We start from the raw sequence: 13,059 nt of genomic DNA, 5'->3' as shown, positions 1-13,059 counted from the left end.
CACTGCAACAGGCAAACGAAGGACATCGACGATGACTGAATTCAACAACCTCATCAATGGCGAATGGCTGGCCGGCAAGAGCTACAGCCCCAACGTCAACCCCAGCAACCTGGCCGACGTGCTGGGCCAGTACACGCAGGGCGACGCGGCGCATGTCGATGCGGCCGTGGCCGCCGCCACCGCAGCCTTCCCGGCCTGGGCCACGGGCAGCATCCAGGCGCGCTCCGATGCGCTGGACAAGATCGGCACCGAGATCCTCGCGCGCAAGGAAGAGCTGGGCACGCTGCTCGCACGCGAAGAGGGCAAGACCCGCGCCGAAGGCATCGGCGAGGCCACGCGCGCGGGCCAGATCTTCAAGTTCTTCGCGGGTGAATGCCTCCGCCTGTCGGGCGAGTTGCTGCCTTCGGTGCGCCCCAACATCGGCGTGGAGATCACGCGCGAGCCGGTCGGCGTGGTCGGCCTCATCACGCCGTGGAACTTTCCCATCGCCATTCCCGCCTGGAAGATCGCGCCCGCGCTGGCCTTCGGCAACTGCGTGGTGCTCAAGCCCGCGGACCTCGTGCCGGGCAGCGCCTGGGCGCTCTCCGAAATCATCAGCCGCTCGGGCATTCCGGCGGGCGTGTTCAACCTCGTGATGGGCCGCGGCAGCGTCATCGGCGAGGCGCTGGTCAACCACCCCGGCATCCATGCGATCAGCTTCACCGGCTCGGTGGGCGTGGGCCGCAACATCGCGATCCAGTGCGTCACCAACCACAAGAAGGTGCAGCTGGAGATGGGCGGCAAGAACCCGCAAGTCGTCCTGGATGACGCCGACCTCGCGCAGGCCGTGGAGCTCAGCGTGCAGAGCGCGTTCTACTCGACCGGCCAGCGCTGCACCGCATCGAGCCGCCTGATCGTCACCGAAGGCATCTACCCGAAGTTCATCGAGGCGATGAAGGTGCGCATGGCCAGGATCAAGGTCGGCGACGCGCTCGCGCAGGGCACGGACGTGGGCCCGGTCTCCTCGAAGTCGCAGCTCAACCAGGACATGGAATACATCGCCATCGGCAAGGGCGAGGGCGCCACGCTGGCGGCTGGTGGCGAGTTGCTGAAGCTGGAGACCGACGGCTACTACATGTCGCCCGCGCTGTTCAGTGAGTCGGCCGCGACGATGCGCATCAACAAGGAAGAAATCTTCGGCCCGGTCGCCAGCGTGATCCGCGTGAAGAACTACGAAGAGGCGCTGGCCACGGCCAACGACACCGAGTTCGGTCTCTCGGCCGGCATCGCCACGACTTCGCTCAAGTACGCGACGCACTTCAAGCGCCACAGCCAGGCCGGCATGGTGATGGTCAACCTGCCGACCGCGGGTGTGGACTACCACGTGCCGTTCGGCGGCCGCAAGGGTTCGAGCTACGGCCCGCGCGAGCAGGGCAAGTACGCGCAGGAGTTCTTCACCACGGTGAAGACGGCCTACACGTTGGCTTGACTGCTGGCCTGATCTTCCTCAGGCTGGCGGCAGCGAGCTGGGTGGCGCACGGCGGCGACGGCGCATCGCCCACTCGATCAGCTCGAAGATCCCTTCGCTGATCAGCGCCATCGCCGCGGCCGGCAGTGCGCCGGCCAGCAGCAGCTCGCGGTCGTTCAGCGCCAGGCCAGTCACGATGCGTTCGCCGAATCCGCCCGCGCCGATGAATGCGGCAATCGTCGCCGTGCCGATGGCAATGGCAGTCGCCGTGCGCACGCCCGCCAGCAAAGTGGGCAGCGCCAGCGGCAGCAGCACGAGCTGAAGGCTCTGCGGCGGCGTCATGCCGAGCGCGGTGCCGGCCAGTCGCAGCCCGTTCGGCACTTCGGCCAGGCCGGTCACCGTGTTGCGCATGATCGGCAGCAGCGAGTAGAGCGTGAGCGCGATCAGCGCGGGCAGCGCACCGATCGCGCCGAGCATCGAGATCAGCACCGCCAGCAGCGCGAGCGAGGGCACGGTCTGCATCAGGCTCGCGATGCCCAGCACCACGGCGCGCAGCCGCACATGCGAGAACACGAGGATCGCGATCGGCACGCCGATCAGGATGGCGATGCCGACCGACAGCGCCACCAGCAGCAGGTGCTGTCGCGCCAGCGTCCAGAGGTCGGGGCCGAAGAGCTTGGCGGTGAAGCCGCGCCGCGCTTCCTGCGGTTGCGCCTTGCCACCGCCGGCATTGGAAAGAAAGTCGCGCGCGATGACATCGAAAGGCACGCTCTGCAGTTCGGCGCGCGCATTCATCGCGATCATCGCGTGCTCGTCGACCTTGCCTTCGAGCGTCTGCAGCGCGGCCCAGGCCTTGGGCAGGCGCGCCGGCAGGTCCAGCTTGTAGAGCACCACCGCGTCGTAGCGCGGAAAGAACTTCCTGTCGTCCTCGAGCACGCGCAGGCCCAGGTGGTCGATCTTCGCGTCGGTGGTGTAGATGTCGATCGCATCGATCTGCCTGGCCGCCATGGCCTCGTAGGCCAGGCCATGGTCCAGGCCGGTGGGCGTCTGCGTGAAGCCGTAGCGCGCGGCCAGGCCCTTCCAGCCGTCGGCGCGGCCGAGGAATTCGTTCGAGAGGCCCAGCTTGAGTTCGGGGTGCTTCGCCAGATCGCTCAGCGTGCGCAGTCCGAGCCGTTCTGCGTCGGCGGCGCGCACCGCCAGCGCATAGCCGTCGTTGAAGCCCAGCGGAATGGCTACGCCCAGGCCCATCGGCGCGAGCGCCGCGTTCATCGCCTCGCGCGTGTCCGCGGGCGAGCCCTTGAGAATTTCGAGTGCGATGGTGCCGGTGTACTCGGCGTAGAGATCGATGGCCCCCGAGCGCAGCGCCTCGTAGACGATGGCCGTGTTGCCCAGGCCCTGCCGCACGACGGGCGGCGATGCAGTGTGCGGCGCTGCCGTCTGCGCGAGCAACTCGGCCAGGATGTACGACTCGGTGAAGCGCTTGGAGCCGACGCGCAGCGCGTCGTCCGCGGCCTCTGCAGGGGCGGCGGCAAGCCAGGCCATCGAGACCAACAGGGCGGCGCGCCAGAAGCTGCGGAGCAGGTGCATCGGGGGCAGTGTATAGACACCGCCGGGGTTGGCGTACCCGCCAATCTCCTACACGGCGTGGTGCGCGGAGCCGATGCAAGCGGGCGGCGGCGGGGCTCATAGTCGATCGCCATGAAGTCCAAGCCCTCGAAGAAGAAATCCTCTCCCGCCCTCAAGAATGGGTTGCCCGGCCCCGAGGTCCATGGCCTGCGTGAACTCCCCGGCCTGCAGGTCGACGGCTACAGCCTGCAGCTGCGCGACAAGGACGGCTTCGTCGGCGACCAGGCCAGCCAGACCGCCTTCCGGGAACTGCTCGAACGCTGGCGCAAGCGCCGTCGCAAGGAAGGCCGCGACCCGCTGGGCCTTTCGCATTCGCGCAATCTCAGCAAGAAAGAACTCGACCACGCGCTGCAGGCGAAGAGGGCGTCCGAAGCCGCCGACGTGATGCATGGCGCCATCGAGGAATTCGCCGAGGAACTGGCCTTCGTCATCCAGCGCTTCACCCGCCAGCCTTCATGGCAGCAGGTGCAACGCATCGTCATCGGCGGCGGCTTTCCCGAAAGCGACGTGGGCGAGCGCGCGATCCTGCAGGCTGGCGCCATCCTCGAGGAGATGGGCGTGCATGTGCAGCTGGGCCGGCTCTCGCACAACGTGGACGACGGTGGCCTGATCGGCTGGGTGCACCTCGCGCCGCCGGCCATGCTCAAGGGGCACGACGCCATTCTTGCGGTGGACATCGGCGGCACGAACATCCGCTGCGGCATCGTCAAGACGCGCCATCGCAAGGCGCGCGATTTCTCGCGCGCGAAGGTGGTGCGGCGGGTGAAGTGGCGCCATGCCGACGACGGACCGAACCGCGGCAGCATCGTCGAGCACATCGCCCAGATGCTGGAGGACATGGTGCTCTACAGCGAGCGCAAGAAGATCCGGCTCGCGCCCTTCATCGGCATCGGCTGCCCGGGGCTGATCCGCCAGGACGGATCGATCTCGCGCGGCGCGCAGAACCTGCCGGGCGACTGGGAGAGCCATGCCTTCCACCTGCCCAGCGAGGTGTGGCGCCGCATGCCGATGATCGGCTCGGGGCCCACGCTGGTGCTGATGCACAACGATGCCGTGGTGCAGGGCCTGAGCGAACTGCCCTTCATGCGCGAAGTGAAGCACTGGGGCGTGCTGACCATCGGCACGGGACTGGGCAATGCGAGCTTCACGAACCTGGCTTGATAGGCCGGGCTACAGGTCTTCGGGCCGCAAGCCTTCGATGCCCACATGGGCCGAGGCGCTGGCGACATTGCCCGCCGCATCGGCAGCACGCACCTCGATGTTCGCGGCACCGGTCTTGGCGGGCGTCCATGCGCAGACGTAGGGCGTGGCGCGCAGCGTGCACGCGGTCTTGCCGTCGATGATGAATTTCAGCTCCGAGACGCCGACGTTGTCGGATGCCGTGGCCGTGAGCCGCATCGGCATGCCGGTCGCGGCGGAAGCCGGCGCGGCCAACGCAACGGCCGGTGCCGTGGTGTCGGCCGGCGGATTGACGATCACGTTCGCGAAGGCAACCGCCGAGTTGCCGGCCGCGTCCAGCGCGATCACGCGGATCGTCTGCATGCCCTGCGCGGTCGGCGTCCAGGTGCAGGTGTACGGCGCTTCGGTGAACGTGCAGATCGGCAGGCTGTTGGCACCGACCACCTTGAGGCCGAAGACGCCCACGTTGTCCACCGCCACCGGCGCAAGGGTCGTCGGCTGGCCCACCGTGGCCATGGCCGGTGCGGCCAGCGAGACGGTCGGCCTGTAGGCATCGGGCATGCCCAGCGGCAGGTCGATGGTGAAGGCCGCCTTTCCCTGCACCGCCTTCTGCTCGAACGCATCGAAGATGGTGAACCACGTCGCGCCCGGTGCGCGGCCCGGCACCTCCGCCTTCACGAGCAGGTTGGCCTTGCCCACCGCAAAGCAGCTGAAGCCGCAGCGCCAGTCGAATGCGAAGAGCCCGTTGGCATCGGCCACGCCTTGCGCGAGCGGCTCCAGCGGCTTCTGCGCGCCGGGGTCGCGCCACACCGAGACCTGCGCGCCCGCGAGTGCGGCACCGGTTTCGCGATCGGCGACGCGCACCTGGGTGGCGGTGGTCGCGGCCATGTACCTGGAGCTGCCCAGCTTGGGCCAGTCGCTCCAGTCGGTGTTGATGTTGGCCTTGGTGCCTTCGGTGAAGCGGATCATCTCCAGCGTGGCGACACGGTTGGCGGCGGGGTCGAAGCGCTCTTCGAACACGGTCCCCAGCAGCGGATCGAGGCGCCATTGCTGGCGCTGCCACCAGTAGCGGTCGGTGAGCTTGGCCAGGTCGAGGTCGGCCTTGGGCGCCACCTCGGTGGTGTCGGTCACGGCGATGGCGTTGTAGTACTCGCCGGAGCCCGCGCCGAACACGTGCTCCAGCTCGTGCAGCAGCGTCTTCAACTGGCGGCCGAGATAGTCTTTCTCGGTGGATTCGGAGGCGGCCGGTGCGATCGTGCGCGAGAGGCGCAGCGGGTCGTGGATCGCGATCCAGTTGAGGTTCCAGGTCACGCCCTTGGGCGGGAAGGTGGTGCTCGTGGTGAGCCCGCCGTGGCTGTAGCCGCGTTGCGACTTCGAGATGCACAGCACGATCTCGCGCTCGGCCACGCCGTTGAAGCCGCACTGCGGCGCCGACGCGGGCGAGACGATCTGCAGGTCCCTGGCCGGATCGAACGCGAAGCTGCGCACGGTCTCGCGCATGAACACGGTGTTGATGTCGGCCACGTACTGCGCGAGCCGGCGGCCTGCTTCGGGCGCGCCGATGCCGGCGGCCAGTTGCGGATCGACGAAGAGCTTCAGGCGATGAACGCTCGGCGTTGCGCGGCCGACCTCGTCCATCGTGGCCCAGGTCGCGGAACTGAAAGAAAGCAGCAGCCCTGCAAAAGCAAAAGGCATGGCTGCGCCCAGCCGGCGCACGGGCGCCAGCAGCGAATAAACGGATCGCATCGATTTTTTCCCCCTTGCACAGGGGAGCCCAACAGTGATCAAAGGGGAACTGCTTCAGGCGACCCGACGGACCCGAACTGCAAGAAGCGCCATCTCCCCGCCCGTGACCACCTTTGCCGGTCACGCTCCTGCGTCACATCGAGTTCGCCGAGGGCGATACGCCCTGATGGGCGCCGATGCTTCTGGAGTGCGGGGACTGGTTGCGAATTTACGAAGGCAAGAGCGGACCGCTCATTCCCGAGAACGAAACTGCGATAACCAGGAAGGCCTCGATTTTAAATTTCGACCCCGTAGGAAGGGGTCTTTCCCGCGCGCAGTCGGTGCCTATTATTTGGGCACTAAATCACGGGGCGGAGGACGGATTGCGCTGCGCCATCACATCGCTGGGTGGCGTGCCGCCGGCGAGTGCCTTGTAGACCGTGACCAAGTTCACGGACAGGCGGCTCGTGCTCTGCGCGTGGTCGCGGCGGGCCTGCAACAGCGCACGGCGCGCGTCGAGTTCGACGCCGAAATCGGTGAGCCCATTGGCATAGCGTGCATGCGCGAGCGTGAGCGCATCGCGGCTCTGGCGCTCGCGTTCGACGAGTTCGGCATGGCGCTGGCGCTCGGCGCTGTAGGCGTTGAGCGCGGCGTCGATCTCGTGCCAGGCCTTGAGCACCGTCTGCTGGAAGGCCACGGCGGCCTCCTGTTGCTGCAACTCGCGCAGGTCGATCGTGCTGCGGCGGCGGCCGTTGTCGAACACCGGCAGGCTGAGCGACGGGCCGACATGCCATTGCCGGCTGCCCCAATCGCCGAAGCGCTCGCTGCCGACCGATTCGTAGCCGAAGCCCGCGCCCAGCGTGATGCGTGGATAGAGATCGGCCACGGCCACGCCGACGCGCGCGGTGGCGGCGCGCAGTTGCGCCTCTGCCGCGGCGATGTCCGGGCGGCGCCGGGCGAGCTCCGAAGGCAGGCCGAGCGCGAGGTCGGGCAGCGGTGGTGCGTCGCCCGTGCTGTCGGCCGCCTCCGCAAGCTCGGTGTTCAGCGCGCCGGGCGGCGCGCCGATCAGCAGCGTGATGCGGTTCATCGCATCGGCCTCCTGCTGCAGCAGCGAAGGAATGCGCGCGCGCAGTTCGGCCAGCAGCGTGCGCTGTCGCACCGGGTCGAGGTCGGTGACGAGTCCGCCATCGGCGCGCGCCTGCACGAGCTCGAGCGATTCGGCGGCGGCCGCGATGTCGGCGCGCGCAATGCGCAGTTCGCGCTGCGTGCCGCGCAGCTCGAAGTAGCTGCGCGCGAGTTCGGCCTGCACGCTGAGCTCGGCCTGCCGAAGCATCGCGGCCGAGGCGGCCGCATCGGCGTCGGCCGCTTCCACCGCACGCCGCACACGGCCCCAGAGATCGATTTCCCACGAGGCGTCGAAGCCGGCCTGGTAGAGGTCGTAGGGCTCGCTGAGCGTGCGGATCAGCTGTTCCTTGTTGGCGACGGAAGAGCCCAGCGCATCGATCATCCGCGTGGCCGCGCCGCTCTCGCTTTGCCGCTGCCGCGTGACGCCCGCGCTGGCATTGACCTGCGGACCGCGCTGGGCGGCCGCGGTGGCGCGCTGCACGCGGCTCTGCGCGAAGCGCAGCGCGGCGGTCTGCAGGTCGGGGTTGGCAGCGAGCACCATCGCCTGCAGCCGGTCGAGCACGGGGTCGTTGAATGCCTTCCAGTCGCCGGGCGCGATGGAGGCCGTGGCCGGCCCGGCGCTGCGTTCCGCGCCGAGCAACGCGGGCGAGCCGCCGTGCCAGGCCGACCAATCGGTGGGCGCGCGCAGTTCCGAAGGCTGGTGGTCGGGCCCCACGGCGCAACCGCCGATGAGGAGCGCCAGCGCGGCGGCGGCCACCGCGTTGCATGTGAAATGGAGAGTGAGAGGCATGAAGGGCTCCCGTATCAGACAAGACGATTGCGAAAGAGCCAGGCCGCCAGCGGCAGCGTGACGACCGCGATGATCGAGAGTGGGATCAGGTTGTGCCACACCGTGGCGAGCCCCACGCCCTCCAGGTACACGCGCTGCACCAGGTCGATGGCGAAGCGCAGCGGATTGGCCATGGTGATCACCTGCAGCAAGTGCGGCATGTTGCGCACCGGCGTGGTCAGGCCCGACAGCAGCATCATCGGCATCAGCAGCACGAAGGTGTAGAGCATGGCCTGCTGCATGTTGGCCGACACCGCAGAGATCGACAGGCCGATGCCCACGCTCGCGACCGTGAAGAAGACGAGCCCGGTGTAGAGCGTCACCAGCGAGCCCGCCATCGGAATGCCGAACCAGAACATCGCCACCACGAGGATCAGCGACGACTGCGCGAGGCCCACCAGCACGGGCGGCAGCGCCTTGCCGATCATGATTTCGAGCGGCGACATCGGCGTCACCAGCAACTGGTCGAAGGTGCCTTGCTCGCGCTCGCGCGCCACCGAGAGCGCGGTGAGCAGCAGCGTCTGCAGCATGCTGAGCGCGGCGATCATGCCGGGCAGGAGGTTCCAGCGCGTCTCCAGGTTCGGGTTGAACCAGGCGCGCGATTCGATGACCAGCGGCGCGGGCGGTGCGCCCGCGCGCGTGCGCAACTCGGCGTTGTAGCGCTCGACCACCGCGCCCACGTAGCCGGCTGCCGAGCCCGCCGTGTTGGAGTTGCGCGCATCCAGGATCAGCTGGATGGCCGCGGGCTGCCCCGCGCCGAGCTGCCGCTCGAAGTCGGGCGCGATCTGGATCACGAGCAGGGCCTTCTCGGTGTCGATCACCTCGCGGATGTCGGCCTGCGTGCGCAGCGTGGCCACGCGGTGGAACACGCCCGTGCTGTCCAGGTGCGCGATGAGCTCGGTCGCCGCGCCGGTGCGGCTCTGGTCGAGCAGCGCATAGGGCACGTTCGCCAGGTCGTAGGTGGCGCCGTAGCCGAAGACCAGGCTCTGCAGCAGCGCGGGCGCGAACAGGATGGCGCGCGTGGCCGGGTCCTTCAGGATCGCGAGCAGTTCCTTCTTGCAGAGGTTGGCGATGCGCAGCAGGAAATCGATCATGTTCCGTTTCCCTTGCGTCTCAATCGAGGCTCTTGCGCGTGACGGCGCGCGCGAGCAGCAGCAGGCCGATGGCGTAGCACAGCAGGATGGCGCAGTTGCGCCAGATGAGCGGCCAGACGTCGCCCGCGAGGAACAGCGTCTTGATGAGGTCCATGAAGTAGGTGGCCGGCAGCACATGGCCGATGACGCGCACGGCCGTGGGCACGTTGCGCAGGTCGAACAGGAAGCCCGACAGCATCATCGAGGGCATGAAGGTCGCGATCAGCGCGATCTGGCTCGCGAGGAACTGGTTGCGCGTGACCGAGGAGATCACCAGGCCCAGGCTCACCGCCACGATGAGGTAGAGCATCGAGCTGAACACCACCACGAACAGCGAGCCGTACATCGGCACCGCGAACAGGAAGCGCGCGGCCAGGAGGCAGAGCGCCAGGCCCAGCATGCCGACGCCGAAATACGGAATGATCTTGGCCAGCAATATCTCCACCGGACGCACCGGCGTGACGAACAGCGCCTCGAGCGTGCCGCGCTCCCATTCGCGCGCCATCACCAGCGCGGTGAGGAAGGCGCCGACCAGCGTCATGATGAGCACGATCAGCCCCGGCACGAGGTACCAGGTGCTGGTGTTCGCGGCGTTGAACCACATGCGCTGCTCGACGGTGACGCGACCCACGGGCGGTGCATCCGCCCCCGAGGTGCTGCCCAGGCGATCGGCCTGCCGCACGGCCGCCTGGCCGAGGGCGCCGCTCACGTAGGCCTGGATGATGGTCGCGCGGCCCGCATCCGCGCCATGCACGATCAGCTGCACGCGCGCGTTGCCCGCGGCCAGCGCGCGCGAGAAATCGCTCGGAATGCGCACGATGCCGTCGACCTTGCGCTCGCGCATGAGTTCCTCGGCGTCGTGCATGGAGCCCAGCAGCACCGGCGCGATGGTGGGCGAGAGCTGCAGGCCCGCGATGGCTTCGTGCGCGGTCGGCGAGGCGTCCTCCATCACCACGGCCACGGGCGCGTTCTTCACGTCGAGCGACATGCCGTAGCCGAAGATCAGGATCAGCACCATCGGCAGCAGGATGCCGATCGCGAGGTTGCTGCGGTCGCGCAGCAACTGGCGAAATTCCTTGCGCGTGAGGGAGACGAGGCGTGACCAGAAGCCGCTCATCGGAAAATCTCCGCGCTGCGCGCTGCGGTGCGCGCTTGCCTGGGGCGGCCCGGCGCGGCGCTCATGCCGTCGCTCCTTCGGGTTGCGTCGCCGCAGCTTCCTTGCCCTTGCGCCGTGCCTTCTCGACGATGCCGATGAAGGCCTGCTCCATGTCGATGCGCTGGCCCCCGTCTTCTTCGCCCTCGAGTGCCTGCGTGCGCACTTCCTGCGGCGTGCCGATGGCGAGCACCTTGCCTGCGTCCTGGATCACGATGCGGTCGCAGTACTCGGCCTCTTCCATGAAGTGCGTGGTGATGACGACGGTGGTGCCGCCCTCGGCCAGCGCGGTGATGCGGCGCCAGAATTCGCGGCGCGCGAGCGGGTCGGCGCCGCTCGTGGGCTCGTCCAGGAACAGGATCTCGGGCTCGTGCAAGAGGCCGGTCGCCATGGCCAGGCGCTGCCGGTAGCCGCCGGGCAACTGGCCGCTGGGCGTGTCGATCTCGCGTTCCAGGTCGAACTGGCGCAGCACCGTGTCCATGCGGTCGCGCAGCCGCTGCCCGCGCAGACCGTAGGCACCGCCGAAGAACGAGAGGTTCTCGCGCACCGAGAGGTTGCCGTAGAGCGCGAACTTCTGCGAGACGTAGCCGATGCGCCGGCGGGCCTGCGCGCGCGCATGGCGCAGGTCCACGCCGGCCACGCGCAACTGGCCGCCGCTCGCGGGCAGGAGGCCGCAGAGCATGCGAAAGGTGGTGGTCTTGCCTGCGCCGTTGGGGCCGAGGAGGCCGAAGATCTCGCCGCGCCGCACCGAGAAGCTGGTGCTGGCCACGGCGACGAAATCGCCGAAGCGGCGCACGAGGTCCTTCACTTCGATGACGACTTCGCCGGGGTCGCCCTTGGCGGGGGTGGCCGTTGCGACCGACGCGCTGCTCGGCGCCGATGTCTGCTGCGTGCGCAGCAGCGTCATGAAGCCGTCTTCGAGCCGGGGCGGCACCGGCTCTGCGTGTGCGCCGGCCAGCAGCGTGGCAAGCGCCGCATCGTCCGTGTCCGGGCGACGGATGAAGTGCACCTGGCCGCCTTGCGGCACGGCATCGACGATGTCCTGCTGCGCATCGAGCAGGCGGGCCTGCATCAGGCGCGGCGGCTCGCCTTGCGGCGGCGCGGCGATGAAGCACAGGCCCTCTGCATGGTCGCGGATCTCGGCCGGCGTGCCTTCCGCCAGCAGCTTGCCCTCGCGCAGCACGAACACGTGGCTGCAGCGTTCGGCTTCGTCCAGGTAGGCGGTGCTGACGATCACCGAGAGCTTCTCGTCGTCCACCAGCTGCTGCACGATCTGCCAGAGCTCGCGCCGCGAGAGCGGATCGACGCCCACGGTCGGCTCGTCCAGCAGCAGCAGGTCGGGCGAGCGCACCAGCGTGCAGGCCAGGCCCAGCTTCTGCTTCATGCCGCCCGAGAGCTTGCCCGCGGGGCGGTCGGTGAAGCGGCCGAGGTCGGTCATCTCCATCAGCCGGGCGTAGCGCTCGCGGCGCTTGTCCTTCGACACGCCGTGCAGGTCGGCGTAGAGGTCCAGGTTCTCCTGCACGCTCAGGTCGTCGTAGAGGCCGAAGCGCTGCGGCATGTAGCTGATGCGGTCCTGCACGGCCTGCGGGTCGGCCGACACGTCGATGCCGAGCACGCGCAGTTCGCCTTCGTCGGCGCGCATGAGGCCGGCCATCAACCTGAGCAGCGTGGTCTTGCCGGCGCCATCGGGGCCGACCAGTGCGGTGAGCGTGCCGGCGGGCACCGACAGCGATACGCCGGCCAGCGCATGCACGGGTTGCCTCGACGACTTGAGCGTGAAGCGCTTGTGCAGGGAGCGTCCGGCCACCGCCGGCCCGGTGCTGGACATCAGGGCTTGCCGGTGGGGGAGACGAGTTGCAGCCGCACGGTGGCCGGCATGCCCAGGCGGAGGCGGTCCTCTTTGTCGTCGACCATCACGCGGATCTCGTAGAGGAGGCTGCTGCGCAACTCCTCGGTCTGCACGGTCTTGGGCGTGAACTCGGCCACCGACGCGATGTAGCCGACCTTGCCGGCGATGGCCTCGCCGGGCTGGCTGTCGGTGGTCACGCTGGCGGCCTGGCCGGGCTTCACGCGGCCGAGGTCGGCCTCGGCCACATAGGCGCGCACCCACTTGGGATCGGTGATCGCGAGCGTGAAGGCCGGGCGCTGCGGCGAGGCCATGTCGCCGGGTTCGAGCAGGCGGGCGCGCACCACGGCATCGATGGGCGCCTTCAGCTCGGCTTCGGTGAGCTGGTGGTTCATGAGCGCGAGATCGGCGCGCGCCGATTCGAGCTGGGCCTGCGACTGCGCGATGTCTTCCTTGCGCGGGCCGGTGACGACGAGCTGCTGCGCCTTGCGCGCGTTGTCGAGTTGCGCGAGCGCGACCTTGCGCCTGGCCTGCGCGCTGTCCAGGTCCTGCTGGCTCACCGCGCGGCCGGCGGTCGTCTGGCTGATGCCCTGCAGGCGCGCGAGCTGCTGCTGGGCGAGGTCGGCATCGGCCTGCGCGGCGGCCACCTGCGCGCCGGCCTGGGCCACTTCTTCAGGGCGGCTGCCGGTCTTCAAGCGCAGCAGGGCCTGCTCCTGCACGCCGATGCGCGCCTGCGACTGCGCCACGCGCAGCACGAGCGTGCGGGTGTCCAGCTTGCCGAGCAGTTGCCCGGCCCGGACGTGGTCGCCTTCGCGCACCGCAAGTTCGGCCACGCGGTCGTTGGCGTTGAAGGCCAGCGAGACCTGGCGCACGTCGACGTTGCCGTAGAGCACGAGCTGGTCGGAGGGCGTGGCCGAGCGGTTGAAGTACCACCAGCCGCCGGCCGCGGCGACCAGGGCGATGACGGCGACGGCGACGAGAGGTTTCTTGTTCATG

9 protein-coding genes are annotated in these 13,059 nt (G+C 68.8%); 2 read left to right on the top strand and 7 right to left on the bottom strand.

Annotation, left to right across the window (positions count from 1 at the left end; all coding sequences use genetic code 11):
- Positions 1-31: 31 nt before the first annotated feature.
- Positions 32-1,468: an aldehyde dehydrogenase family protein gene (locus BM133_RS13405; protein WP_093434328.1), complete on the top strand. Its 1,437-nt coding sequence runs from the start codon at positions 32-34 to the stop codon at positions 1,466-1,468.
- Between the two features lie 18 nt (positions 1,469-1,486).
- Here BM133_RS13405 and BM133_RS13400 read toward each other — a convergent pair whose 3' ends face one another.
- Entirely contained in the window at positions 1,487-3,034 is a 1,548-nt protein-coding gene (locus BM133_RS13400) for an ABC transporter permease/substrate-binding protein (RefSeq protein WP_093434326.1), read from the bottom strand.
- Between the two features lie 111 nt (positions 3,035-3,145).
- Between BM133_RS13400 and BM133_RS13395 the strand changes: the two genes are divergently transcribed.
- Positions 3,146-4,234, top strand: coding sequence for an ROK family protein (locus BM133_RS13395; protein ID WP_093434325.1), 1,089 nt, complete (start codon positions 3,146-3,148; stop codon positions 4,232-4,234).
- Positions 4,235-4,243: 9 nt separating this feature from the next.
- Here the strand turns inward: BM133_RS13395 and BM133_RS13390 are convergent, their stop codons facing one another.
- The 6 genes from BM133_RS13390 to BM133_RS13365 all read right to left on the bottom strand — a co-directional run bounded on the left by BM133_RS13390 (position 4,244) and on the right by BM133_RS13365 (position 13,058).
- On the bottom strand, positions 4,244-5,998 hold the full coding sequence (locus BM133_RS13390) for an Ig-like domain-containing protein (RefSeq protein WP_177224793.1): 1,755 nt from the start codon (positions 5,996-5,998) through the stop codon (positions 4,244-4,246).
- Positions 5,999-6,341: 343 nt separating this feature from the next.
- Positions 6,342-7,892 carry an efflux transporter outer membrane subunit gene (locus BM133_RS13385; protein ID WP_093434323.1) on the bottom strand — a complete coding sequence of 517 codons (1,551 nt, stop codon included), beginning with the start codon at positions 7,890-7,892 and terminating at the stop codon, positions 6,342-6,344.
- A gap of 14 nt (positions 7,893-7,906) precedes the next feature.
- The gene (locus tag BM133_RS13380) at positions 7,907-9,025 is read right to left on the bottom strand and encodes an ABC transporter permease (protein WP_093434322.1); all 1,119 of its coding nucleotides are present in this window, start codon (positions 9,023-9,025) and stop codon (positions 7,907-7,909) included.
- A gap of 19 nt (positions 9,026-9,044) precedes the next feature.
- The gene (locus BM133_RS13375; protein WP_093434320.1) at positions 9,045-10,181 is read right to left on the bottom strand and encodes an ABC transporter permease; all 1,137 of its coding nucleotides are present in this window, start codon (positions 10,179-10,181) and stop codon (positions 9,045-9,047) included.
- Between the two features lie 61 nt (positions 10,182-10,242).
- Entirely contained in the window at positions 10,243-12,045 is a 1,803-nt protein-coding gene (locus BM133_RS13370) for an ATP-binding cassette domain-containing protein (RefSeq protein WP_093434319.1), read from the bottom strand.
- Complete coding sequence (locus tag BM133_RS13365; protein WP_093435312.1) at positions 12,045-13,058, bottom strand: HlyD family secretion protein; 1,014 nt, start codon at positions 13,056-13,058, stop codon at positions 12,045-12,047. Before BM133_RS13365 ends, BM133_RS13370 begins: the two co-directional genes overlap by 1 nt.
- Position 13,059 lies beyond the last annotated feature (1 nt).

It is taken from the genome of Variovorax sp. 770b2 (assembly GCF_900115685.1).
Taxonomy (GTDB): Bacteria; Pseudomonadota; Gammaproteobacteria; order Burkholderiales; family Burkholderiaceae_C; genus Variovorax.
Note: the sequence above shows the minus strand (reverse complement) of the source record. Positions and strands in the feature narration are given on the sequence as shown.

Coding starts and splice junctions, on each gene's coding strand:
- BM133_RS13405 (WP_093434328.1), top strand. CDS start 32: ATGACTGAATTCAACAACCTCATCAATGGCGAATGGCTGGCCGGCAAG.
- BM133_RS13400 (WP_093434326.1), bottom strand. CDS start 3,034: ATGCACCTGCTCCGCAGCTTCTGGCGCGCCGCCCTGTTGGTCTCGATG.
- BM133_RS13395 (WP_093434325.1), top strand. CDS start 3,146: ATGAAGTCCAAGCCCTCGAAGAAGAAATCCTCTCCCGCCCTCAAGAAT.
- BM133_RS13390 (WP_177224793.1), bottom strand. CDS start 5,998: ATGCGATCCGTTTATTCGCTGCTGGCGCCCGTGCGCCGGCTGGGCGCA.
- BM133_RS13385 (WP_093434323.1), bottom strand. CDS start 7,892: ATGCCTCTCACTCTCCATTTCACATGCAACGCGGTGGCCGCCGCCGCG.
- BM133_RS13380 (WP_093434322.1), bottom strand. CDS start 9,025: ATGATCGATTTCCTGCTGCGCATCGCCAACCTCTGCAAGAAGGAACTG.
- BM133_RS13375 (WP_093434320.1), bottom strand. CDS start 10,181: ATGAGCGGCTTCTGGTCACGCCTCGTCTCCCTCACGCGCAAGGAATTT.
- BM133_RS13370 (WP_093434319.1), bottom strand. CDS start 12,045: ATGTCCAGCACCGGGCCGGCGGTGGCCGGACGCTCCCTGCACAAGCGC.
- BM133_RS13365 (WP_093435312.1), bottom strand. CDS start 13,058: ATGAACAAGAAACCTCTCGTCGCCGTCGCCGTCATCGCCCTGGTCGCC.